Source organism: Kitasatospora viridis, from assembly GCF_007829815.1.
GTDB lineage: Bacteria > Actinomycetota > Actinomycetes > Streptomycetales > Streptomycetaceae > Kitasatospora > Kitasatospora viridis.
This window is the reverse complement of record NZ_VIWT01000001.1, coordinates 3,877,257-3,899,286: the sequence shown is the minus strand read 5'-3', so window position 1 is coordinate 3,899,286 and position 22,030 is coordinate 3,877,257. Positions and strand designations below refer to the sequence as shown.

Annotated in this window: 24 protein-coding genes; 15 read left to right on the top strand and 9 right to left on the bottom strand. The window is 73.0% G+C overall.

What is annotated here, in order from left to right; all coding sequences use genetic code 11:
- Positions 1-29: 29 nt before the first annotated feature.
- Positions 30-1,466, bottom strand: a complete 1,437-nt coding sequence (locus FHX73_RS17460; protein ID WP_145905881.1) for an NAD(P)H-quinone dehydrogenase — start codon at positions 1,464-1,466, stop codon at positions 30-32.
- Between the two features lie 148 nt (positions 1,467-1,614).
- Here FHX73_RS17460 and FHX73_RS17455 point away from each other — a divergent pair, with 148 nt between their 5' ends.
- The 3 genes from FHX73_RS17455 (at position 1,615) to FHX73_RS17445 (ending at position 4,818) form a co-directional block, all read left to right on the top strand.
- Entirely contained in the window at positions 1,615-2,052 is a 438-nt protein-coding gene (locus FHX73_RS17455) for a gamma-glutamylcyclotransferase family protein (protein WP_145905880.1), read from the top strand.
- 162 nt (positions 2,053-2,214) lie between these two features.
- Positions 2,215-3,051, top strand: a complete 837-nt coding sequence (locus FHX73_RS17450) for a purine-nucleoside phosphorylase (RefSeq protein WP_145905879.1) — start codon at positions 2,215-2,217, stop codon at positions 3,049-3,051.
- Between the two features lie 87 nt (positions 3,052-3,138).
- The gene (locus FHX73_RS17445; RefSeq protein ID WP_145905878.1) at positions 3,139-4,818 is read left to right on the top strand and encodes a phospho-sugar mutase; all 1,680 of its coding nucleotides are present in this window, start codon (positions 3,139-3,141) and stop codon (positions 4,816-4,818) included.
- A 61-nt stretch (positions 4,819-4,879) separates the two neighbouring features.
- On the opposite strand, the gene FHX73_RS17440 is transcribed toward FHX73_RS17445, so the two are convergent.
- Both FHX73_RS17440 and FHX73_RS17435 read right to left on the bottom strand, forming a co-directional pair.
- Positions 4,880-5,542 carry a PH domain-containing protein gene (locus tag FHX73_RS17440; protein WP_145905877.1) on the bottom strand — a complete coding sequence of 221 codons (663 nt, stop codon included), beginning with the start codon at positions 5,540-5,542 and terminating at the stop codon, positions 4,880-4,882.
- A gap of 105 nt (positions 5,543-5,647) precedes the next feature.
- Entirely contained in the window at positions 5,648-5,956 is a 309-nt protein-coding gene (locus FHX73_RS17435) for a hypothetical protein (RefSeq protein ID WP_145905876.1), read from the bottom strand.
- 189 nt (positions 5,957-6,145) lie between these two features.
- Here FHX73_RS17435 and FHX73_RS17430 point away from each other — a divergent pair, with 189 nt between their 5' ends.
- On the top strand, positions 6,146-6,499 hold the full coding sequence (locus tag FHX73_RS17430) for a hypothetical protein (RefSeq protein ID WP_145905875.1): 354 nt from the start codon (positions 6,146-6,148) through the stop codon (positions 6,497-6,499).
- A gap of 39 nt (positions 6,500-6,538) precedes the next feature.
- On the opposite strand, the gene FHX73_RS17425 is transcribed toward FHX73_RS17430, so the two are convergent.
- Complete coding sequence (locus FHX73_RS17425) at positions 6,539-6,937, bottom strand: MarR family winged helix-turn-helix transcriptional regulator (protein WP_246213850.1); 399 nt, start codon at positions 6,935-6,937, stop codon at positions 6,539-6,541.
- Positions 6,938-7,081: 144 nt separating this feature from the next.
- Here FHX73_RS17425 and FHX73_RS17420 point away from each other — a divergent pair, with 144 nt between their 5' ends.
- From FHX73_RS17420 to FHX73_RS17405, 4 genes are all read left to right on the top strand, one after another.
- Positions 7,082-7,918, top strand: a complete 837-nt coding sequence (locus tag FHX73_RS17420) for an NAD(P)H-binding protein (protein ID WP_145905873.1) — start codon at positions 7,082-7,084, stop codon at positions 7,916-7,918.
- A gap of 66 nt (positions 7,919-7,984) precedes the next feature.
- On the top strand, positions 7,985-8,824 hold the full coding sequence (locus tag FHX73_RS17415) for a PH domain-containing protein (RefSeq protein WP_145905872.1): 840 nt from the start codon (positions 7,985-7,987) through the stop codon (positions 8,822-8,824).
- Between the two features lie 185 nt (positions 8,825-9,009).
- Positions 9,010-9,741: a dienelactone hydrolase family protein gene (locus tag FHX73_RS17410; RefSeq protein WP_145905871.1), complete on the top strand. Its 732-nt coding sequence runs from the start codon at positions 9,010-9,012 to the stop codon at positions 9,739-9,741.
- A gap of 419 nt (positions 9,742-10,160) precedes the next feature.
- Positions 10,161-10,355, top strand: coding sequence for a DUF397 domain-containing protein (locus tag FHX73_RS17405; RefSeq protein WP_145905870.1), 195 nt, complete (start codon positions 10,161-10,163; stop codon positions 10,353-10,355).
- A gap of 161 nt (positions 10,356-10,516) precedes the next feature.
- Here the strand turns inward: FHX73_RS17405 and FHX73_RS17395 are convergent, their stop codons facing one another.
- The 3 genes from FHX73_RS17395 to FHX73_RS17385 form a co-directional block, all read right to left on the bottom strand.
- Positions 10,517-11,044: a DUF6879 family protein gene (locus FHX73_RS17395; protein WP_145905869.1), complete on the bottom strand. Its 528-nt coding sequence runs from the start codon at positions 11,042-11,044 to the stop codon at positions 10,517-10,519.
- A complete protein-coding gene (locus FHX73_RS46295) occupies positions 11,028-11,219 on the bottom strand; it encodes a hypothetical protein (RefSeq protein ID WP_145905868.1) in 192 nt (63 codons plus the stop codon). Before FHX73_RS46295 ends, FHX73_RS17395 begins: the two co-directional genes overlap by 17 nt.
- Before the next feature lie 128 nt (positions 11,220-11,347).
- Entirely contained in the window at positions 11,348-11,923 is a 576-nt protein-coding gene (locus FHX73_RS17385) for a DUF5753 domain-containing protein (RefSeq protein WP_211786216.1), read from the bottom strand.
- Between the two features lie 130 nt (positions 11,924-12,053).
- On the opposite strand from FHX73_RS17385, the gene FHX73_RS17380 reads away from it, so the two are divergent.
- Positions 12,054-13,169: a MerR family transcriptional regulator gene (locus tag FHX73_RS17380; RefSeq protein ID WP_145905867.1), complete on the top strand. Its 1,116-nt coding sequence runs from the start codon at positions 12,054-12,056 to the stop codon at positions 13,167-13,169.
- A 7-nt stretch (positions 13,170-13,176) separates the two neighbouring features.
- Here the strand turns inward: FHX73_RS17380 and FHX73_RS17375 are convergent, their stop codons facing one another.
- Positions 13,177-13,800 carry a TetR/AcrR family transcriptional regulator gene (locus FHX73_RS17375; RefSeq protein ID WP_145905866.1) on the bottom strand — a complete coding sequence of 208 codons (624 nt, stop codon included), beginning with the start codon at positions 13,798-13,800 and terminating at the stop codon, positions 13,177-13,179.
- Positions 13,801-13,963: 163 nt separating this feature from the next.
- On the opposite strand from FHX73_RS17375, the gene FHX73_RS17370 reads away from it, so the two are divergent.
- Complete coding sequence (locus tag FHX73_RS17370; protein WP_145905865.1) at positions 13,964-15,487, top strand: hypothetical protein; 1,524 nt, start codon at positions 13,964-13,966, stop codon at positions 15,485-15,487.
- On the opposite strand, the gene FHX73_RS17365 is transcribed toward FHX73_RS17370, so the two are convergent.
- Entirely contained in the window at positions 15,471-16,463 is a 993-nt protein-coding gene (locus FHX73_RS17365) for an HD domain-containing protein (protein WP_145905864.1), read from the bottom strand. The genes FHX73_RS17370 and FHX73_RS17365 overlap by 17 nt on opposite strands.
- Positions 16,464-16,831: 368 nt before the next feature.
- Between FHX73_RS17365 and FHX73_RS17360 the strand changes: the two genes are divergently transcribed.
- Genes FHX73_RS17360 through FHX73_RS17340 form a run of 5 tightly spaced genes read left to right on the top strand, consistent with a single transcriptional unit; the run spans position 16,832 to position 22,030 of the window.
- On the top strand, positions 16,832-17,893 hold the full coding sequence (locus FHX73_RS17360) for a 3-oxoacyl-ACP synthase III family protein (protein ID WP_145905863.1): 1,062 nt from the start codon (positions 16,832-16,834) through the stop codon (positions 17,891-17,893).
- Positions 17,886-19,796 carry an HAD-IIIC family phosphatase gene (locus tag FHX73_RS17355; protein ID WP_145905862.1) on the top strand — a complete coding sequence of 637 codons (1,911 nt, stop codon included), beginning with the start codon at positions 17,886-17,888 and terminating at the stop codon, positions 19,794-19,796. Before FHX73_RS17360 ends, FHX73_RS17355 begins: the two co-directional genes overlap by 8 nt.
- Entirely contained in the window at positions 19,786-20,031 is a 246-nt protein-coding gene (locus tag FHX73_RS17350) for an acyl carrier protein (protein ID WP_145905861.1), read from the top strand. Before FHX73_RS17355 ends, FHX73_RS17350 begins: the two co-directional genes overlap by 11 nt.
- On the top strand, positions 20,028-20,786 hold the full coding sequence (locus tag FHX73_RS17345; RefSeq protein WP_145905860.1) for a 2-oxo acid dehydrogenase subunit E2: 759 nt from the start codon (positions 20,028-20,030) through the stop codon (positions 20,784-20,786). Before FHX73_RS17350 ends, FHX73_RS17345 begins: the two co-directional genes overlap by 4 nt.
- Positions 20,783-22,030 (top strand): FAD-dependent monooxygenase, encoded by a 1,248-nt coding sequence (locus tag FHX73_RS17340; protein ID WP_145905859.1) that lies wholly within the window; start codon positions 20,783-20,785, stop codon positions 22,028-22,030. The genes FHX73_RS17345 and FHX73_RS17340 overlap by 4 nt, the downstream gene beginning before the upstream one ends.

Here is a 22,030-nt window from a genome sequence, read left to right as displayed (position 1 = left end):
CGAACCACCCGGGCGACGGGGTGAAACGATCAGGATTCGCTCTCGGCCCGCTTGCGAATGTGCAGCTGGCGAGCCGCTTCGGCGGTCGAACCGGACAGCGAGGGGTAGACCGTGAAGGCGCTCGCCACCTGCTCGACCGTCAAGCTGTTGTCGACCGCGAGCGAAATCGAGTGAATCAGTTCGCTCGCGCGCGGCGCGACCACCACGCCGCCGACCACGATGCCGGTGCCGGGGCGGCAGAACAGCTTCACGAAGCCGTCCCGGATGCCCTGCATCTTGGCCCGCGGGTTGCCGCGCAGCGGGAGCTTCACCTCGACCGCGTCCATCTTTCCGCAGGAGACGTCGGCGGCGGTGTAGCCGACCGTGGCGATCTCCGGGTCGGTGAAGATGTTGGAGGCGATGGTCTTCAGGTTCAGCGGCTGCACCGCGTCGCCGAGCGCGTGGTACATCGCGATCCGGCCCTGCATGGCGGCCACCGAGGCGAGCATGAAGACGCCGGTGCAGTCGCCGGCCGCGTAGACGCCGGGGGCGGAGGTGCGGGAGACCCGGTCCACCTTGATCTGGCCCCACTCGGTCAGCTTGACGCCGGCCTCCTCCAGGCCGAGCCCGGCGGTGTTGGGAATGGAGCCGATCGCGATCAGGCAGTGCGTGCCGCTGATCACCTCGCCGTTGGAGAGGGTCACCTCGACCCGGTCGCCCACTCGCTTGGCGCGCTCGGCGCGCAGCCGGCTCATCACGTTCATGCCGCGGCGGCGGAAGACGTCCTCCAGCACGCCGGCCGCGTCCGGGTCCTCGCCCGGGAGCACCCGGTCGCGGCTGGAGACCAGGGTGACGCTGGAGCCGAGCGCCTGGTAGGCGCCGGCGAACTCGGCGCCGGTGACGCCGGAGCCGACCACGATCAGCTCGGCGGGCAGCTCCTCCAGGTCGTAGAGCTGGGTCCAGTTGAGGATCCGCTCGCCGTCCGGGCGGGCGTCGGGCGCCTCCCGGGGGTGCACGCCGGTGGCGATCAGCACCGCGTCGGCGCGCAGCGACTGGGTGCTGCCGTCGGGGGCGGTGACCAGGACCTCGCGCGAGCCGTCGGCCGACTGGCCGCCGCCGCCGAGCCGGCCGGTGCCGCGCAGCACGGTGACGCCGGCCCGGGTGACCGACTGGGTGATGTCGTGCGACTGGGCGATCGCCAGCCGCTTGACCCGTCGGTTGACCTTGCCGAGGTCCACGCTGATCGGGCGCTCGTTCTCGCCGTCCAGGGTGATGCCGAGCTCCTGGTAGGAGGCGTCGAAACCGGTCATCACCTCGGCGGTGGCGATCAGGGTCTTGGACGGCACGCAGTCGGTCAGCACCGCCGCCCCGCCCAGACCGTCGCGATCGACGACGGTCACCTCCGCGCCGAGCTGGGCCGCCACCAGGGCCGCCTCGTAGCCGCCGGGTCCGCCACCGATGATCACGATCCGAGTCACGTGCACCATTGTCCCGCACGCCGCGTCAGGTGCGAACAGCGGGCTCCCGCTTGGCGCAGCGCCCGGGCGGGCGTGTCGGGTGCCGCGCCGCCGGGGCGGTCGGGCCGGCGGGCGGGCGGCGACCGGGCCGCCGGTCAACTCCCGTAGGCTGGCGCCCATGTCGCTCTACGCCGCGTATGCCACGAACCTCGACGCCCGGCAGATGAGCCGGCGCGCCCCGCACTCCCCGCTGCGCGGAACGGGCTGGCTGGACGGCTGGCGGCTGACCTTCGGCGGCGAGCAGCTGGGCTGGGAGGGCTCGCTGGCCACCGTGGTGGAGGACGAGAAGGAGCAGGTCTTCGTCTCGCTCTACGACATCGCCCCGATGGACCTGGAGGGCCTGGACCGCTGGGAGGGCCTGCAGCTCGGCATCTACCGCAAGGTGCGGCTGCGGGCGCACACCCTGGACGGCGAGGTGCCGGTCTGGACCTACGTGCTGAACGACTACGAGGGCGGCCTGCCCGCCGCCCGCTACCTCGGCCTGATCGCGGACGCCGCGGAGAGCGCCGGCGCCCCGCACGACTACGTGCTGGACCTGCGCCGCCGCCCCTGCTGAGCCGGGTGGCGCGGGCCACCGCGGGGACAACTGGAGTTTCCTCCGAAGCGGGTTGTCGTACACCGGCCAAAGCAGGTGCTTTCGGGTCAACCTGGTAACGATCCGGCATGGTGGAGCAGGTTGTTCTACGCGCGTAGGAATTTCTTGTCTATCCTCGGCGGTGTGAACGCTTCTCCTCAGACCGCCGTGTCCGCCGACCCCTATGCCGCCGCCCAGGCCGCCGCTGCCCGCCTGCGCGAGCTGACCGGTGCCGAGCGCCACGACGTCGCCCTGGTGATGGGCTCCGGCTGGGTGCCGGCCGCCGATGCCCTGGGCGAGACGGTGGCGGAAATCTCCGTCACCGACCTGCCGGGCTTCCCGGCCCCCGCCGTGGCCGGCCACGCGGGCAAGATCCGCTCCGTGAAGATCGCCAGCGAGGATTCGGGCGACAAGCGCGCGCTGATCTTCCTCGGCCGCAACCACTACTACGAGGGCCACGGCGTGGCCACCGTGGTGCACGGCGTGCGCACCGCCGCCGCGGCCGGCTGCGGGACCATCGTGCTGACCAACGGCTGCGGCGGCCTGCGCCAGGGCTGGGTGCCCGGCCAGCCGGTGCTGATCAGCGACCACATCAACCTGACCGCGGACTCCCCGATCGTCGGCGCCAACTTCGTCGACCTGACCGACCTCTACTCCAAGCGGCTGCGCGCGCTCTGCAAGGAGGTCGACCCGACCCTGGACGAGGCCGTCTACGTGCAGTTCCGCGGCCCGCACTACGAGACCCCGGCCGAGGTCAACATGGCCCGGGTGATCGGCGGCGAGCTGGTCGGCATGTCCACCACGCTGGAGGCGATCGCCGCCCGCGAGGCCGGCTCCGAGGTGCTGGGCATCTCGCTGGTCACCAACCTGGCCGCCGGCATCACCGGCGAGCCGCTCAACCACGCCGAGGTGCTGGAGGCCGGCAAGGCCTCCGCCGAGCGGATGGGCGAGCTGCTGGCGAAGGTGCTGGAGCGGATCTGACGCCGCACCAGGCCCGGGTGCCCCTGAGGGGCCCCGGGCCGTTCCCGTTCCCTGACCACTGACGACCACCGAGTAGCGGAGTTAGCGATGGCCGACACCACCACCCTCAAGGCCCGGGTCCAGCAGTGGCTGGCCGAGGACCCCGACCCGGCGACCCGCACCGAGCTGGCCGGTCTGCTGGCCGCCGCCGAGGCGGGCGACGACTGGGCCGGGCTGGCCGAGCGGTTCGCCGACCGCCTGCAGTTCGGCACCGCCGGCCTGCGCGGCGAGCTGGGCGCCGGACCGATGCGGATGAACCGCGCCGTGGTGATCCGGGCCGCCGCCGGGCTGGCCGCCCACCTGCGCGCCACCGGCGCGGGCGACCTGGTGGTGATCGGCTACGACGCCCGGCACATGTCCGCCGAGTTCGCCCGGGACACCGCCGCCGTGATGGTCGGCGCCGGGCTGCGCGCCGCGCTGCTGCCCCGCCCGCTGCCCACCCCGGTGCTGGCGTTCGCGATCCGCGAGCTCGGCGCGGCGGCCGGCGTGATGGTGACGGCCAGTCACAACCCGCCGCAGGACAACGGCTACAAGGTGTACCTGGGCGACGGTTCGCAGATCGTGCCGCCGGCGGACGGGCAGATCGCCGCCGAGATCGACGCGATCGCCTCGCTCGACCAGGTGCCGCTGGCCGACGAGACCGCCGCCGGTTGGCAGCTGCTCGGTGACGAGGTGCTGGACGCCTACCTGGCCCGCGCCGCCACCGTGCTCGACCCGGACGGCCCGCGCGCCCTGGAGGTCGTCTACACCCCGCTGCACGGCGTCGGCCGGGACACCCTGCTGACCGCCTGGAAGCAGGCCGGCTTCCCGGCCCCGACCGTGGTCGCCGCGCAGGCCGAGCCGGACCCCGAGTTCCCGACCGTGGCCTTCCCCAACCCGGAGGAGCCGGGCGCGATGGACCTGTCCTTCGCGACCGCCGCCGAGGTCCGCCCCGACCTGGTGATCGCCAACGACCCGGACGCCGACCGCTGCGCGGTGGCCGTGCCGGACGCCGCCGCGCCGGGCGGCTGGCGGATGCTGCGCGGCGACGAGGTCGGCGCGCTGCTCGGCGCCGCGCTGGCCGCCAAGGGCGCCGCCGGCACCTTCGCCACCACCATCGTCTCGGCCACCCTGCTGGGCCGGATCGCCGAGTCGGCCGGCCTGGACTACGCGGAGACGCTGACCGGCTTCAAGTGGATCGCCCGGGCCGAGGGCCTGCGCTACGGCTACGAGGAGGCGCTCGGCTACTGCGTGGACCCGCAGGGCGTGCGCGACAAGGACGGCATCACCGCCGCGCTGGTGGTCGCCGAGCTGGCCGCCGGCCTCAAGCGGGACGGCCGCACGCTGACCGACCTGCTGGACGAGCTCGCGCTGACCCACGGCCTGCACGCCACCGACCAGCTGTCCGCCCGGGTCGAGGACCTCTCGCTGATCGGCGCCGCGATGCGCCGGCTGCGCGAGCGGCCGCCGACGGCGCTGGCCGGGCTGGCGGTCACCCGGGCCGACGACCTGGCGGCGGGTTCGGCCGAGCTGCCGCCCACCGACGGGCTGCGCTACTACCTGGCCGGCGAGGGCGTGCGCGGGGCCCGGATCGTGGTCCGGCCGTCCGGCACCGAGCCGAAGCTGAAGTGCTACCTGGAGGTCGTGCTGCCGGTCGGCGCGGCCGACGAGCTGGCCGGGGCGCGGGAGCGGGCGGCCGGGCTGCTGGGCGCGCTGAAGCGGGACCTGGCGGCGGCTGCCGGGATCTGACCGGTCCTCATATGCCGAAAGGGCCCCCGTCGGGGGCCCTTTCGGCATATGGAGCGGTTGGTCAGACCGCGATCAGCACGATCAGCACGGCGAGCGCGGCCAGGGTGGGCGCGATCACCCACCAGCACCAGCGGACCACGACCTCGCCCTTGGCGGTCGGCCGCACGGCGTTGCGCTCGGCCTGCTCGCGGATGATGTCCACCACCTGGTCGGACCAGGCGCGGTTCGGGTCCGGCGCGCCGGGGACGGCGCCGCGGCGGGGCTTGGGGCCCTGGCGGGGGTCGGCCACCCGGTCCATCGCGACCCGGCGGTTGGCCTTGTTCCGCTGGCGCAGCGAGACCGGGACGGCCCACATCTGGAAGGTCCGCCCGCCGGCGGTCACCTCGGCCGAGTACCCGGCGCGCAGCCCGTCCAGCGCGGCCCACGGCACGACGACGGTGCGCAGCGGGTTGCGCACCAGCAACTGGTCCAGGCCCAGCTGCACGGACGGGCGCAGCGTGTAGGCGATCACCGGGAAGGCGAACACCGGCGCGGCCGCCAGCGCGACCCAGGGGGTCTTGCCGGTGCTGGACACCATGGCGTCGACGACCAGCCAGCCGGCCACGAGCAGCAGCAGGACACCGGAGATCATGCCGGGCGTGGAGCGGAACACCTGGTCGGCGTAGCTCGACTCGGCTTTGGGGGCGGCTCTGCCGGGGTCGGGCTTGCCGTCGGATTCGGTCATGCTGACGATTCTGCCGCATGGCCCCCCGCAGCCCTGGAGGCGGCGGGATCACTTTTCGGCTGCGACCCGGCAACCGATCGGTCAGCGCGGCCGGCGGCCGCCCGTTCAGCCCCGCAGCCGCCGGACCAGCACGATCCCGCCGTAGAGCAGCAGGGCCAGCCCGCCCGCCACTGCCACCCGGGCCAGCTCGGCCGCGACCGCGAGCACGGTGCCGTCGGCGCCGAGGATCCGCGGTCCGGCGTCGGCCACCGCGATCAGGCCGCCCACCCCCGGCAGCCACTCCAGGTGGCTCGGCCGTTGCGGCGCGCGCAGCCTGCGGTGCCGGTGCGAGCGCACGGTGACGGCCAGGCGCACGCTCACGGCGATCAGCAGGAACCCGCTCCACACCAACGGCCACTGCGACGACTCCGGCACGGTGCCACCTCCCCCAAGCCGACCTCCCCTTGTCAGGGACGCTACCCCCGTCGAACACACACCTACCCGGCCGAGGGGTGGATCTGTGCGAGATTTGAGCTTTCCTCATCCTTCCGGTGACACCGGCAGCCACCTCTGGCATATTCGCCCCCTGTCGGGGGAGAGCAGTGCGGCGAGCGGGGGCGCGCGATGAAGTGGCATGACGCCAAGGGCAACAAGTGGACGCTGCGGCAGCGGCGGCTCGCCTGGTTCCGCCGGGTCAACCCCGGCCCCGCGGTCGACATGCTGCCGGACGGCCTCGGGGACGACCCGATCTCCCTGCTGATCGGGCTGCCGGCGCTGATCGCGATCACCGTGATGAGCGCGCTGTGGCTGGTCGAGTTCGCCCTGCGGCTGGCGCTCGCGCCGTTCGCGGCGGTGCTGCGGCTGGTCGGCGTGCTGCCGTACCGGATCGAGTTGTTCTGCAAGGGCCAGCAGGTGGAGATGTGGCTGCCGCGCGGGCGCGGCGCGCGGCGCAGGCTGATCAACGAGGTGCGGCGTTAGCGGGTGCCTGGTGGGTGCCGGGCGGGTGCTGAGTGGACCTCAGGTGGTTCCGACGCCGCTCTCGTAGGCGCGCAGGGTGTCGACGAAGAGCAGGCGCTGAGCGGGCGTCAGGTCGGCGAGCGCGCCGCGCCAGGCCGCGGCCCCCGGCGAGAGCCACCGCTCGATCGCGGGCCGCGCGGATCCGGTGATGCTGACGATCCGGCGGCGGCGGTCGGTCTCGTCGGCGCGGCGCTCCAGCACGCCCTTCTCGCTGAGCTCGGCGAGCAGCAGGCTCACCGTGGTCGGGGCGACCTCCAGCCGGGCGGCGAGCTCGTTGACCGTCATCGGGCCATCGAGCAGTAGGTAGGAGAGCAGCGAGAGGTGGCGCGGCCCGAGGGCGAGCGGCTGCAGCGGCTCGGGGACGGGCAGCCGCTTGGCCCGGGCGACAAGCCGGGGCATGAGCAGCAGCAGGGCGCGCACCGCGTCGTCCAGGTCGTCCAGGTCGGGCGTGTCCGGTGTGTCCCGGGCTTCTGTTGACACTTCGTCAGCCTCCAATTTACCTTTGCAGTCAAAGATATATTGCTCCATTCGACAGGAGTCGCGATGACCATCCTCGTCACCGGAGCCCGGGGCAACCTCGGCGGGCGACTGTTCAGGCTGTTGGCGCAGCGCGGGCACGCGGTGCGCGGGTCCGCCCGGGCGGCGGCGGGCGGGGACGGGCTCGTCGAGCTGGACCTCACCGCCCCGGCCGAGCAGGCGGAACGGGCGCTGCGCGGCGTCGAGGCGGTCTTCCTCTACCCGGCGCGCGGCCCCGTCGACGGGTTCCTCCGCGCGGCGGGCGAGGCCGGCGTGCGGCACGTGGTGCTGCTCTCCTCCCCCGCCGCCTACGAGGCGCACGAGCACGACCGGGCGCTCGGGCTGGCCCACCGGGCGGTCGAACGGGCCCTGGACGCCTCCGGGTTGGGGTACACGGTGCTGTACCCGAGCTGGCTGGCGACCAACGCGGCGCGGGACTGGGCGGGTTCCGTCGGGTCCACGGGCACGGTCGAAATCGCCTTTCCCGAGGCGCAGTTCAACCCGATCCACCCGGACGACGTGGCCGCGGTGGCGGCCGAGCTGCTGACCGGCCGGGCGCACCGGGCCCGGATGCAGGTGCTGACCGGCCCGCGCTCGATGCGGCTGCGCGAGGTGGTCGCCGAGCTGGGCGCGGCACTCGGACGGGAGCTGCGGGTCGAGGAGTTGAGCCGGGAGCAGGCCCTGGAGCGGCGCGCGGCGTGGCTGCCCGAGCCAGTGCTGAGCGCCCTGCTGGACGCGGCCGAGGCCGCCGTCGGCGTACCGGCGCCGGTGACCAACGCGGTGGAGCGGATCACCGGGCGCCCGGCGCGGAGTTTCGGGGAGTGGGCGGCGGCCAATCGGGAACCGTTCGAGGGGCTCAGTTGATCTTCTAGCATGACACCGCATCAGTGACAGGGGGGGTTCGGCGTGGTGACCGACAAGCTCGGTTCGATGAGACCGGTCAAGAGTTACGATCCGGTGCGGTTCCTGCTGGTGGCCGCGTTCGCGCTGTTCTTCGCACTGGAGGCCCCCGGGCTGTTCATGCCGTCGATCGGCGGGAAGGTGTTCTCGGCGGTCCTCGGGTTCTTCTGCCTGACCTTCTGCTTCCTGATGGCGCGCCTGGGGCTGGTCATCGACCGGAACGGCCTGACTGAGCGGAACGGCTTCCGCCCCCGGCGCACCGGCTGGCAGGACGTCGAGGAGGTGGCGATCCGCGACGGCCGGCGGAGCAACGGGACCGACTTCTGGCTGATCGTGCTGCGACTGCGCGACGGCCGGGAGCTGTCGGTGCGGTCCACGGTGGGCCAGGACCGGAAGAAGGTGGAGGCGGTCGGCCGGCGGATCCTCGCGATGCGCACCGCCGCTGTCGGGCGCCGAGGTGCCACCGGGCCGGCCACCTTGGCCGTGCTGGCCGGGAACCCGGACCAGATGGACGGGAAGCCGCTGCAGGAACCGGTCGTCGGGCCGGACGGCGTCCCGGTGACGGTCCGGCTGCGCGGTCCCAACGGAGTGCACCTCAACTGGAGCGCCACGATCCTCCCCGACGGCATCCTGGTCGGGCTGGTGGCCGCCGTGCTGCTCGCCGTCGGGACCGTGGTGGCGGTCATCGTGCGCCGGATCCGCAAGCGGCCGGGCTACCGGCTGACCGTCGAGGTCGGCGGACCGGAACCGCGCAGCCTCACCCTGGCGTTCCACTCCCGTTCGCGGGCCGTGCGGCACGTCCGCGAGCTGGTCGCCGCCGTCGGCGAGCGGGGCGCGGCCGCCGTGCCGCGTGCTGCGATGGCCGGGTAGGTGCGGGCGAAATCCGTTTGGCGGGTGGGGGCGGGCGCTGCTACCTTGCCGGTGACCGTGCGAGAGAACGAGGAGGTGGTACCCGTGAACGCAGTAACGACATGGGTGCTCCTCTCCGGGGTCACGGTCGGGCGATAGGTCGTCCGGGAGCGCCGTTTTCACGAGCACTCCCGAAAGGTACGACCATGGACCTTCACTTCACCGCCGAGCAGCGCCACGACGACGGCACTCTCGAACGCGAGTTCATCCTCGGGGAGATCCCCGGCACCCTGTGGACGCCCGGATCCGTGTCCGACCCGGCTCCGCTGATCCTGATGGCGCACAACAACGGCCTGCCCAAGTCGGAGCCCCGCCTGGTGGCCCGCGCCCGGACCACCGCCGCCCACGGGTACACCGTGGCCAGCATCGACGCCGCCGGCTGCGGCGCCCGCCCCCACTCCGCCGCCGCTATGCAGGCCCGCGCCGACCTCCGCCGCGCGATGCAGGCCGGCGAGCCGGTCGACGAGATCTTCGAGTCCCTCGTCGGCCCGCTGGTCGAGGGGGCCGTCCCGGAATGGCGGACCGCCCTGGACGCGCTGCTCGAACTGCCCGGGCTCAACGGTCCCGTCGGGTACTCGGGTTGGACCGCCCTCGGCATCCGGCTCGCCGTGACCGAACCGCGCATCACGGCCGCCGGTTTCTTCGCGGGGGGCTACGTGCCCCGCGCTCAGCGTGAGGAGGCCCGGCAGCTGACGATTCCGCTGCGGTTCCTGCTGCAGTGGGACGACGAGGGCAACCCCCGGCAGCGGGCACTGGACCTGTTCGACGCGTTCGGCAGCAAGGAGAAGACGCTGAGCGCCAACATGGGCGGGCACGTCGGCACCCCGGCGTTCGAGCTGGCGGAGGGGGTCGGGTTCTTCGGGCGGCACCTGAAGTGACGTCGGCCGTAGGCGGCAGATGAGGCCGGCCGGGACACCGCTCGCGAGGGCGGGTCCCGGCCGTCCTCGGTGGTGGGGTCATCAGGGTTCCCCGGGGTGCGTCTCCTCGATGAGGGCGAGGAGGTTGAGGAGGGTTGAACGGTCTTCCGCATGCAACGCCAGCGTGTAGTGCGCGCTCGTGAGCAACGCACTACACAGCCTTCGCCCATGAAGCGGACTCCCGAACGTTTCTCTCCGGGTGGTGCCCTTCAGCGCTGGTGTCATCCCCAGCCCCAGCGAGAACTTCGTCTTCGCAGCAGGGTCGATCCCGGAGCTGGACACCTCGCAGATGGACACTGGCCACGGCAATGCCACGGCGCTCTCGGAGGAGGGCTCACGAGAGTTGATTCAATCCTTGAAAGAAGAGAAGGAGCAGAGACATGGCTAGCGCAGGATGGCAGAAGTCCAGCTACTCGGGTTCGAGCGACAACTGCATCGAGGTTCGCACTGCCGACGGAATGGTCGAACTCCGCGAGTCGGAAGAGGGCGAGGTCATCGTCCGCACCACCCCGATCAAGTTCGCCAAGTTCCTCCAGGGCGTCAAAGACGGCGAGTTCGACCACGTCGCCGAGTGACACCGAAGCGGTTGAGCCGTGGCCTCCTCGCACGCCACGGCTCGGCCCTCGCCCATCAGCTCGGGGACGCGAGCGCATCCGCCACGAACGCCGGCGCTGCGGCTCCCCGAGCAGCCCCCTGTACGAGCCGTTCGAAGGCTCGGGCGTGTCCTGCGTTCGGTTCACTCGCCGTACTTGGCCCACCAGTCCGCGAACGGCTCGGCAGCCGTGAGGGCCGCGTCGCGGTAGGCGCGGAATTCGGCGACCCGCTCGCCTACGACGAAATCGACCCCGAGGTACCGGCCGTTTCCGTCGTAGTTCATGGCGGCGGCAGTGTGGTCGTCGAACAGCCAGAAGTCCGGTGCTGCGGGGATCGGGTTCTCGCAGTCGGTGGTGTCGAGGATGAAGAACTCCTCGCCCGCTGCCGCGTTCCGCCGGTAACCCCAGCCGAGTTCGAAGCGGAGGTAGGGCGTGAGCGGGCGCGACAGGATGTGGACGCGGCACATGCGCTTCCCGGAGCGCGTTGCGTCGCCCACGGTCGTGACCCAACTGGAGTTCTTGTAGTCCTCGGGCTGTTCTTGACCCGCGAGGAATGCCTGGTACGCATCGAGCCCACCGGACTGGCTGTAGTCGTCCAGGGTCTCCAGACGGAACGCGTCCCGGTCGAACTGCGAGAACCAGTCTCCGAGTGTCCTAGATGAGGTTGTCACGAACGGCCTTTCGGATGAGCTCGATCGGGATCTCGACGAGGGCTTCGTGAGCCGGGATCCGAAGGCCGTGCTCCGTCACGCGCTCTCCCTGTACCGCGAGCGTTCCCCGGTCGGTCAGGTACAGGGTCGGGCATTCGCCCTCATCGCACGAACCTACGAGCCGTGTCAGTCGCACTGGCGCTCCCTCCGCCGGTTCCGATGTCGCTTTCGATCCTCCGGTCCCACTCAAGGCCGCGCAAGGGGCCCGAGTTTCCGTTACTGGAAACCCTGGCTCCGCCGCCTGGCGCTCGACCCAGCAGTCGCCTAGAGATCCCTGCGGTAGAACTCCGCCCACTCGTGCAACTGCTCCCCGGCCTGCTCGCCGAAGAGCGCGGTGCGCTCGTAGAGTGCGAAGACCTGACGGTGCTTCGCCACGTCTGCGGGGTCCTGGAACACCATCCGGTCGGTGAAGGTCTCGACCGTGGCCAGCCGATCGTCGTAGACGGTGAAGGTGTTCATGGGCCCCTGGCCGAGGCGCGAGCCGAGCGGGACCACTCCGAGGCGGATGTTCGGGAGCTGCGAGAGGTTCGCCAGGTGTTCGATCTGGACGGACATGGCCAGTGGCCCCACCACCGCCCATCTGACGGCCTGTTCGGTGAGGACGAACGTGAACGCCTTCGACGTGTCGTGGAGGACCGCCTGTCGCTCAAGCTTGCGTGCGACCGTCTTCGAGACGTCGCCCGGCAGGTGGCCGAGGCTCGCCCTGATGTACTCCGGCGTGCTCAGCAGGCCGGTGATCATGGCCGGGAGGAAGTACCGCAGTTCGCGGGCGGCTGTCTCCAGCGCCGCCAACTCGGCCTGTCGCCTCTCCAGCCCGAGTTCCTCGGGATCCTGTGTCATTCGATGCCTTCGATCAGTGCCCGACTGACGAACCGGCAGTCACGTTAGCGCTACCTCTGGTGGACCGTCCACGGATCTTCCGTACCCGGTGCTTGACCCTCACGTGGCGTGATGGCGCATAGTCCTCGGCATGGAAGAGCACCTGACCGTGGGGCGGGTGGCCGAGTTGGCCGATGTGACCGTCCGGACGCTGCACCACTACGACGAGGTCGGCCTCGTTCAGCCGTCCGCGCGGACTGCCGGCGGGTACCGGGCGTACTCGGCGCAGGACGTGGAGCGGTTGCGGGAGGTGCTCGCCTATCGGCGGTTGGGGTTCGGGTTGCGGGAGATCGCGCGGCTGGTGGATGACCCGGCCGGGGATGCTGTGGCGCGGTTGCGGCGGTTGCGCGGGTTGTTGGCCGAGCAGCGGGACCGGGCGGCGGCGATGGTGACGGCGATCGACCGCGAGCTCCAGGCGCGGGCCATGGGGATCAGGACTACACCGGAGGAGCAACTCATGATGGTTGGCGCGCAGTTGTACGAGGTCATCGGGTCGGACTATCCGGCGACGCGGCGCACCGAGCCGCGGATCGCCGCGCAGGTGTGGAGCGCGCTCGGGGACGCACGGACGGTGTTGAACGTCGGGGCCGGTACCGGTTCGTACGAGCCGGTGGACCGGGAGGTGACGGCGGTGGAGCCGTCGGCCGTGATGCGGGCGCAGCGTCCGGCGGACGCGGCGCCGTGCGTGGCCGCCAGCGCGGAGCGGCTGCCGTTCGCGGACCAGTCCTTCGACGCCGCGATGGCGTTCAGCACGATCCACCACTGGCAGGACCCGATCGCGGGGCTGCGCGAGATGCGGCGGGTGGCCCGGCGGGTGGTGGTGTTCACGCACGACTCCAGCGAGGCCGGGTGGCTGAACCGGTTCTGGCTCAGCCGGGACTACCTGCCCGAGGTCGGTGAACTCATCGTCGGGCGGCCCTCGGTGAACGAGCTGGCCGAGGCGATCGGGGCGCGGATCGAGCCGGTGCTGATCCCGTGGGACTGCGCCGACGGGTTCTTCGAGGCCTACTGGCGGCGCCCGGAGGCGTACTTGGAGGAGCACGTGCGCCGGGCGGTGTCGGTGTGGACCAGGGTCGGGCCGCAGGCCGAGCGGCGGGCGGTGGAGCAGCTGCGCGATGACCTGACCTCGGGCCGGTGGGCCGAGCGCAACCCCGAGTTGGCGGACCTGGACGCGGCGGAGCTCGGCCTGCGGCTGCTGGTCGCCTGAGTCCGCGTCAGCCGGCGGACCCTGGGCGATCGAGGCGTTCGAGGGTCTCCCGGAACCCGGCGAGCAGCGCGGCCAGGCCGAGTTCGAAGGTGCGGTCGCGGTGGTCCGGCGGCGGGTTCAGCAACGGGTCGAGGCCGGGCGGCAGTTCGGCCGCCGCCGGCAGGTCGTGCGGCCGCTCCTCGGTCGAGGCGGTGGCGATGATCAGGCTCTCCACCGCGTGCACGACCGGCAGCAGGTACTCCTCGGGCCACCCGGCCGTGCGCAGCATGGCGAAGGCGTCGGCGTAGCCCTGGAGGGCGGACGGGGACTGCGGGGGCCGGGAGCGGAAGAGCGGCACCGCATTGGCGTGGGCGGTGAGCACGGCCCGGTAGCGGCGGGCCCAGGTGTCCAGGGCGGCGGTCCACGGGCGGACGGTCATGTCGAGGTCCATCTCGGCGACGATGAGCTCGCAGATGCCGTCGATGATCTCGCCGCGCCCGGAGACGTGGTTGTAGAGCGAGGGCCCCTTCACGCCGAGCCGGGCGGCGACCCGGGGCGTTGACAGGGCGTCGGGCCCTTCCTCGTCGACGAGCGCGAGGGCGGCCTGCATGATCCGCTCCTTGGTCACCAGGGGCCGCGCGGGTCTGCCCACCTGTGGTCCTCTCCGTCCGGCGGGTCGGTCCCCCTCACCTGAGCCCGTGTCTGATCCCGCAGTTGAGCCGCGAGTTCGGGCCAGTGTACGTTCTCGCTCAGCTAAAACTACTGCCTGTAGTTTTAGACCGTCCCGCCTCTACCCGCCGAAGGTGACCCTCCGCGTGAAAATGCGCACCCTCGCCCTGCCCGCGCTGGCCGCGTCCGTCGTGCTCGCGCTCAGCGCCTGCGACCCGTCGACGCCGGGCCCCGGCGCCGCCCCCGGCGCCGCCCCCGGCGCGAACGACGCCGCGGCCGCCCCGACCACCGGCACCCTGGCCACGGCCGACCCGCAGGTGGTCCTGGTGCCCCCGGCCGCGGCCCGGCCGGCGGCCGGCTCGACGCCGAGCGCGAAGCCGACCGCCGGCGCCACCGCCCGCGCCACCGCGGCCCCGTCCGGTCAGCCGGTCGCGGCCGGCGGCTCCGCCGTCAAGCTCGACTCCTACGACCAGCGGACCGGCAAGGTGGTCCTCGCGGCCACGGCCGGCACCGCCGCTCCCACCCCTTCCGCAAGCACCTCCGCAAGCACCTCCGCGAGCACCTCGGCCACCCCCACGGCCACCGCATCGGCCGGCGCCACCGCCACCGCCGCGCCCAGCGCGGCCGTCCAGGTCGGCCAGCTGATCGACAGCCCGCCCACCCCGGCCGCCCCGCACGGCGCCCTGCTCGCGATCACCGGTGTCGCACCGGCGCAGGGCGGCAAGGTCGAGGCCGACACCCGGCCGGCCACCATCTCCGAACTGCTCGGCCAGGCCTCGGCCGACCTGAAGACGGCGCTCGACCCGCACTCGATCACCGTCACCCCGCAGATCAAGGACCTGAAGACCTCCTACCTGCCCGGGCCCGACGGCGCCACCGGCTCCGCCTCGGCCACCCTGCGGCTCGACGCGAACGACAGCGTCCCGCTGCCGGGCGGCAACCGGGCCACCCTCAGCGGCTCGCTGGAGCTCGACCCGAGCCTCGCCTTCAGCTACCAGGGCGCGCACGGCGTGCTCGCCGCCGACCGCGCCAAGGTCGGCTTCGACCTGGGCGCGCACGCGAACTGGCACCTCACCGCCGGGCTCACCGGCAGCGCCGGCAGCGCGCCGGTGAAGATACCGATCGCGAACCTCACGGCGACGCCGACCATCATGGTCGCCCAACTCCCGGTCGTGATCAGCCTCGACCTCACGGTCTACGCCGAGATCTCCGCCGACGGCAGCGTCACGGTGGACGCCCAGCAGACCATCGACGGCGACTGGGGCGTGCACGCCGACTACACCAAGGCCGCCGGCTGGACCTCCGCCACCGAGCCGGTCCGCACCCAGGTCTCCCCGGTCAAGGCCGCGTTCACCGGCACCGCCGACGTCCGCACCGGCCTGGTGGCCGAGGGCTCGGTGGCGCTCTACGACGCGGTGGGCGTGAAGGCCACCGTCGAGCCCTACCTGCGGGCCCAGGTGAACGGCGCCGTCACCATCGACTCGGGCGCCGGCAAGCCCGTCGTCACCGGCCGGGCCGGCCTCTACGGCGGGCTGGAGGTGGACGGCGACGTGATGGCCCGGATCGCCGTCCTCGGCACGCCGCTGCTGGAGAAGGACATCCCGTTCACGGTCTACCGCAACGAGTGGCCGATCGCGACGGCGGCCGCCGGGGCTACCCCGACCAGCTGACCCGGAACTCCAGCGGCAGCCCGTCCAAGGCGCCCAGCTCGGCGGACAGTTCGGGAGCGGACTCGTCGAGCGGGCGCCTCTCCAGCAGTGGGGCGCTGCGGTAGAGCTTGCGCAGCGCGAAGCCGCCGCCCGGCTCGGGCGTGACCCGCAGGCGGTGCGGCTCGTAGTGCAGCCGGGCGGTCTCGGCCCGGGTGGCGGCGCAGGCGTCGAGGGCGGACCAGAACTGATGGTCGGTCATCCGGGCCAGCTGCTCCGGGGTGACCGGGGAGTCCGCCAGCAGCCGGCCGGCCAGGCCGCGCACCACCGCGCTCGGGCCCACGCTGTTCCACGAGGTGTGCAGCCGCGCCTCGGCGCACACCAGGGCGACCAGAGCCGCAGCATCCTCGCGGGCGTCGGCCGAGACGGCGTGGCCGACCAGGGTGAGCCGGCGCAGCAGGGCGGCCGGGTCGGTCTCCAGCCAGCCGCCGGAGCGGCCGCTGCGCACGAACGAGTCGAGGTGGTCGAGGCTGAGCAGCCCGGCGGGCGGGTGCTCGGCGAGGGCGGCGGTGACGGCGTCCGGGCGGATGCCGTGCTCGGCCAGCACCGGGCGGATCGGGTCGCCGTCCAGCAGCCGCAGGCCGATGGCGTGGTGGTCGAGGCCGGCCAGCCCCTCGAAGGTGTGGCTCAGCGGCAGGTGGCCGACGTCGTGCAGCAGCGCGGCGACCCGCAGCGCCGCGTCCGTCGGCCGGAAGTGCGCGACCAGGGCGAGCACCCCGAGGGTGTGCTCCAGCCTGGAGTACGACTGCAGGGTGGTCAGCGCGGAGGCGCCGCCGTGCACGACGAAGTGCAGGCGCCGCAGCGGCTCGGTGCGCAGCAGCGCCGACTCCACCGGGTTCAGCCGCACCCGGACCCGCCAGAGCGGGTCGGTGAACTCCGGGCGGGCGCCGACCGCGCCGGCGGGGACGTGGGTCGCAGCAAGGTCGTCGTCCGAGAACATCGCGCAAGTGTCGGCCACCGCTCCCACCCGCACAACCGGATTACGGACCGTCAGGGATCGTGACGCGAAAGATGGTTGGGCGGCATGCGCGTGTGGCCACAAGGGCGCGCTGGGGCACGAGGGGCGCTCTTTAGCCCCCCCTAAGCCCCCGCTCCTAGCGTCGCAGCCCGATGGAGCGGTCGTCGCGTCGGTGCCCCCGGTACCCAACCGCCCCGTCGCCGATCGGCGGTGCGCGTACGGCAGCGCGCACCGCCGGTGCGGCTGCGGATGCGGCGGGTCGGCCGACCGGTGGTCCCGGCGCGCCCGCGGGCCGCCGCCGTCGCGTGCCCGCCGTGGAGTTCACGGACTCGAGACAAGGACCTGATCCCTTGAGAATCACCGGCCTCAGCGAGGTGCTGCCGGGCGAACCCGTCACCAATCGGGACATGGCGGAGCGCTTCGGCCTGCACGAGAAGTGGTTGGAGAAGATGACCGGCAACCGCAGCCGGTACTTCTGCGAGCCCGACAGCGCCAGCGGCGTCCCGAAGAACACCGGTGACCTGGCGACCGCCGCCGGCGAGCGGGCGCTCGCGGCGGCCGGCGCGGACCCGGCCTCGATCGACTTCCTGATCCTGACCACCGGCTCCCCCGACCACCTGATGCCCTCCACGGCCAACCTGGTCGCGGACCGGCTCGGCCTCGACGACCTGCCGACCTTCCAGCTCGCCTCCGGCTGCGCGGGCGCCCTGCAGGGCCTCTTCACCGCCCGGGCGCTGCTGCACAGCGGGCTGCGCCGCGGCCTGGTGATCGGCGCGGACAGCGTGGTCAAGCTGTGGCCCGCCGACCGGGACATCCAGCGGATCAGCTCCGCCGAGCTGGCCAACTTCGCGCTGTTCGGCGACGGCGCCGGCGCGGCCGTGGTCGACGCCGACCCGGACGGGCCCGGCCTGCTGGTCGAGCACCTCTTCCTGCGCACCGTCGGCAAGGGCCGCGCGCCCGCCCAGGTGGTCCGCTGGTACGGCGCCGACGGCGCGCCGATGATCACCGGGCCGAACGGCCGGACCGTGCGCGAGCCGATGGGCGAGGAGGACTACAAGGCGATCGCCGAGCACGTGCCGGGCCTTGCCGCGACCGTGCTGGACGAGCTGGTCGCCGCCACCGGCTGGCCGCTGGCCGAGGTCGAGCACGTGCTGGTGCCGCAGCTCAACGGCGCGATGTCGGAGCAGATCCGGCACTCCCTGGGCGTGCGCCCCGAGCAGGCCGTCCAGGTGGTCGCCGAGACCGGCAACAACGGCAACGCCCTGCCGTTCATCCAACTGCACCGCGCCCAGCGGCGGTTCGCCGAGGGCGAGAGCGGCGACCGGGTGTTCGTCGCCACCATCGAGTCCTCCAAGTGGGTCATCTCCGGCCTCGCGCTGCGCCGCCAGGACGAGGCGGGCACCCGTGCCTGAGACCACCACCCCGCTGGCCGAACTACGCGCCCTCAAGCGCGCCGGACTCGCCACCGCCGACGCCCGCGACCGGGTGCACCGGCTGCTCGGCGAGCTCGCCGAGCACGGCGACGCGCTCGACCTGGAGGCGGCCGGCGCGCTGCTGCTCGGCGCCGCGCCGCGCGCCCAGCTGGCCGAGGCCGGCGGCCACCGCGCCCAGCGGATCGCCCTGCTGGGCAGCTCCACGCTGGACGCGCTGCCCGCCCTGCTCACCGCCGCGCTGCTGCCGCTCGGCGTGCTGCCCGAGATCCGCAGCGCCGGCTTCAACCAGTGGCGGTTCGAGATCCTGACCGGCGCGCCGAACCTGACGGACCACCGGCCCGAGCTCACCGCCCTGCTGCTGGACGACGCGGCCGTGCTCGACGGCGTCACCGACCCGCTGGACCTCGACGAGGTCGAGGCCCGCTGCGCCACCTTCCCCGCCGAACTGGCCGGCTGGGTGGGGGCCTGCCGGGAGGCGCTGGGCGACGGCACGCTGGTGCTCACCACCGTGCCGCTCGGCCCGCTGCGCCGCGACCGGATCATCGACTACCGGAACAAGGCCCGGCTGGACGCCGCCTGGCACCGGATGAACGCGGCCCTGCTCGACCTGGCCGACCGCTCCACCGTGGTGCTCCCCGCCGACGGCATCGCGGCGCACGCCGGCACCGTCTTCGCCGCCCACCGGATGCGGCACGCCGCCGGGCACGTCTACGCGCCCGACTACCTGCGCGCCTACGCGCAGGAGCTGACCCGGGTGGTCCGGGCGCAGGCCGGGCGGGCCGCCAAGTGCCTGGTGCTGGACCTGGACAACACGCTGTGGGGCGGGGTGGTCGGCGACGACGGCGTCGCCGGACTCAAGCTCGGCGGCGGCTACCCGGGCTCGGCGCACCGCGAACTCCAGGCGCTGGCGAAGGACCTGATGCGCCAGGGCGTGATGCTGACGGTCTGTTCGAAGAACGACGAGGCGATCGCCCGGGAGGCCATCGCCACCCATCCCGAGATGCTGCTCGGGCCGGACTCCTTCGTCGCGGTCAGCGCGAGCTGGGACCCCAAGCCACAGGCCGTGCGGGAGCAGGCGCAGCGGCTGAACATCGGCGCGGACGCCATGGTCTTCGTCGACGACAACCCGGTCGAGCGCGGCCTGATGCGGGAGTTGCTGCCGCAGGTGGCCACCGTCGAGCTGCCCGCCGACCCGGCCGACTACGCGGCCCGCCTCGCCGCCCGCGGCGACTTCAACCTGCTGCGGCTCACCGAGGAGGACCGGGGCCGCACCGCGCTCTACCGGGCCCAGGAGCAGCGGGCCGACCTGGAGCGCGGCGCCGCCAGCCTGACGGACTACCTGCTCGGGCTCGGCTCCCGGCTCACGGTCGAGCCGCTGGGGCCGCTCAACTCCGCGCGGATCAGCCAACTCTTCGGCAAGACCAACCAGTTCAACCTGACCGGGCTGCGCTACCCGGAGCCCGAGACGGCCCGGCGCGGCGCGGACGGCAGCGGCGCCTTCCTCGGCGCCCGGTTGGCCGACCGGTTCGGCGACAACGGCCTGATCGCCGCGCTCGCACTCGGCCGGGACCCGGACGGCGCCTGGCGGATCGAGAACATGGTGCTCAGCTGCCGGGTCTTCTCCCGCAGCGTCGAGGACGCCGTGGTCGGGCTGCTGCTGCGGGCCGCCCGGGCCGCCGGGGCGCCCGCCGTGCGCGGCCGGTTCGCCCCGACCGCGCGCAACGGCAAGTTCGCCGGCTTCTACCCGGCCCTCGGCTTCACCGAGCTGCCCGGGACCGGCGACGACGGCACCGACCACCAGCACGACCTGCGCGAGCTCGCCGACCTGCCGCGCTGGATCAGCGTCACACCCCAGGACGAGGAGACCCTCCGTGCTTTCTGACCAGGCCGTCAAGGACGTGCTCGCGCAACTGCTCGACCTCGATGAGACGACCCTCACCCCGGACCGGGCACTGGCCGAACTCGACGGCTGGGACTCGGTGAACGCGCTGCGGGTGCTGGTCTTCCTGGAGCGCGAGCTCGGCACCTCGATCGACTACGAGCGGTTCATGGCCGCCGGGTCGCTCGGCGAGCTCACCGCGCTGGTCGCGGACACCGGCACCGGGGTGCGCCCGTGAGCGCCACCGTCAGACCGCTGCCGGCCGCCCGCAAGGGCACCTACACCTTCCTGCGGGACGCCCGGAACACCTGCCACGTCTACCTGGTGGCCGACGTGGACGCCACCCGGCTGCGCGAGGCCCGGGCCGCCACCGACGGCAGGGCCAGCTACGTCAGCTTCGTGGTCAAGGCCGCCGCCGAGGTGATCGCACGGACCCCGGCGGCCCGCTCGGTGCTCACCGACGGCCTGCGGCCCAAGGTCGCCGAGCTCGACGAGATCCACGCCAAGGTGCTCTTCGACAAGACCGTGGACGGCACCCGCTGCGTGGTCTCCGGCACCGTCGAGTCGGTGCAGGACCGCTCGCTGCTGGAGGTGCAGGACCGGATCGACACCTACAAGAACGCGGCGCTGGACGATCCTGACGGTCCGTTCGCCCGGCTGCGCAAGGTGCAGAAGCTGCCGCTGCCGCTGGCCGGGCTGCTCTACCGGCTGGCCATGCGCGACCCGCTGCGCCGGGCCGCCCTGCAGGGCGTCTTCTCGGTCACCTCGGTCGGCCACGAGCCGGTCCGGGCGATCTTCCCGATGATCTCCGGCACGCTCGGCTTCGGCATCGGCCGGATCGTCGACACCCCCGTGGCGGTCGACGGCGAGGTGCGCGTCGCCCCGGTCCTCACGCTGTCCCTCGCCTTCGACCACCGGGTGCTCGACGGCGCCGCCGCCTCCGAGGTCCTCGCCCGCACCAAGCACCTGCTCGAAACCTGGGAGATGCCATGACCGTCCCGGCCACGACGGACGTCCTGATCGTCGGCGGCGGCCCCGCCGGCGCCCTGCTCGGCTGCCTGCTGGCCCGCCGCGGCATCGAAGTGCTGGTGGTGGAGAAGCAGCAGGGCCTGGAGCGCGACTTCCGCGGCGAGACGCTGGCCGCGCCGTCCGCCGTCACGCTGCGCCGGCTCGGCTTCGGACCTGCGCTGACCGAACACGGCTACCTGGAGACCACCGCGGTCAGCATGCGGATGGAGGGGCGGCAGGTCTTCCGCGTCGACTACAGCCGCTTCCCGGTCGGCGTGCTGCCGATCGACATCCCGCAGCCCGCCCTGATCGGCATGTTCAACGAGGCGGCCGCCGGCCTGCCCGGCCACACCTACGCCGCCGGCACCGCCTTCACCGGGCTGCTCCAGCAGGACGGCGCGGTGCACGGCGCGGTGCTCAAACTGCCCGACGGCTCCCGGGCCGAGGTGCGCACCCGGCTGCTGGTCGGCGCCGACGGCCGGTTCTCCAAGGTGCGCAAGGCCGCCGGGCTGGCCGCCGACGTCCGGCCGATGCAGCGCGACTTCCTCTCCTTCAAGCTGCCCCGCCCGGCCGACTGGGGCACCGAGGCCGAGCTGGTGGTGCTGCGGGACAAGCACCTGGTGGTGCTGCCGACCTTCCCCGACTACCTGCGGGTGGGCCACAACCTGCCCAAGCGCGGGCTCGGCGACCTGCGCAAGGAGGGCTTCGAGGCGTTCCGGGACGGCATCGCCGCGATCGACCCGCGGCTCGCGCCGCTGCTCGCCGAGCACCTGCTCTCCTGGGACGACACCAGCTTCCTGGAGATCTTCACCGCCGAGGTGCCGACCTGGTCCCGGGACGGCCTGGTGCTGCTCGGCGACGCCTCGCACACCGTCACGCCGATCCTCGGGCAGGGCGTCAACCTGGCGATCCAGGACGCCGTCTGCCTCGCGCCGGTGATCGCCCGGGCGCTGGGCGGCACCGGCACCGTCGTGCCGGGCTCCGCCTTCGACGAGTTCGCGGCGGGCCGGCGCAGGCACAAGGCCTTCGTGACCAGGTTCCAGCGGATGCAGGAGGCCGCGCTGGCCCAGCACACCCCGCTGCGGACCGCGCTGCGCCGGCTGCGCTTCCGCACCCTGAACAGCCTGCCGGCCAAGTACCGGATCTTCGACAAGGTGATCAACGCCCCGCACCCGATCGACCCGGTCGACCTGCGGACCACCGAACCCGCCCCGGCCCCCGCCGCCTGA

Excerpts from the sequence above, each read along its gene's own strand:
- FHX73_RS17460 (WP_145905881.1), bottom strand. The coding sequence starts at position 1,466 with ATGGTGCACGTGACTCGGATCGTGATCATCGGTGGCGGACCCGGCGGC.
- FHX73_RS17455 (WP_145905880.1), top strand. The coding sequence starts at position 1,615 with ATGTCGCTCTACGCCGCGTATGCCACGAACCTCGACGCCCGGCAGATG.
- FHX73_RS17445 (WP_145905878.1), top strand. The coding sequence starts at position 3,139 with ATGGCCGACACCACCACCCTCAAGGCCCGGGTCCAGCAGTGGCTGGCC.
- FHX73_RS17440 (WP_145905877.1), bottom strand. The coding sequence starts at position 5,542 with ATGACCGAATCCGACGGCAAGCCCGACCCCGGCAGAGCCGCCCCCAAA.
- FHX73_RS17430 (WP_145905875.1), top strand. The coding sequence starts at position 6,146 with ATGAAGTGGCATGACGCCAAGGGCAACAAGTGGACGCTGCGGCAGCGG.
- FHX73_RS17425 (WP_246213850.1), bottom strand. The coding sequence starts at position 6,937 with ATGCCCCGGCTTGTCGCCCGGGCCAAGCGGCTGCCCGTCCCCGAGCCG.
- FHX73_RS17420 (WP_145905873.1), top strand. The coding sequence starts at position 7,082 with ATGACCATCCTCGTCACCGGAGCCCGGGGCAACCTCGGCGGGCGACTG.
- FHX73_RS17415 (WP_145905872.1), top strand. The coding sequence starts at position 7,985 with ATGAGACCGGTCAAGAGTTACGATCCGGTGCGGTTCCTGCTGGTGGCC.
- FHX73_RS17410 (WP_145905871.1), top strand. The coding sequence starts at position 9,010 with ATGGACCTTCACTTCACCGCCGAGCAGCGCCACGACGACGGCACTCTC.
- FHX73_RS17405 (WP_145905870.1), top strand. The coding sequence starts at position 10,161 with ATGGCTAGCGCAGGATGGCAGAAGTCCAGCTACTCGGGTTCGAGCGAC.
- FHX73_RS17385 (WP_211786216.1), bottom strand. The coding sequence starts at position 11,923 with ATGACACAGGATCCCGAGGAACTCGGGCTGGAGAGGCGACAGGCCGAG.
- FHX73_RS17380 (WP_145905867.1), top strand. The coding sequence starts at position 12,054 with ATGGAAGAGCACCTGACCGTGGGGCGGGTGGCCGAGTTGGCCGATGTG.
- FHX73_RS17365 (WP_145905864.1), bottom strand. The coding sequence starts at position 16,463 with ATGTTCTCGGACGACGACCTTGCTGCGACCCACGTCCCCGCCGGCGCG.
- FHX73_RS17340 (WP_145905859.1), top strand. The coding sequence starts at position 20,783 with ATGACCGTCCCGGCCACGACGGACGTCCTGATCGTCGGCGGCGGCCCC.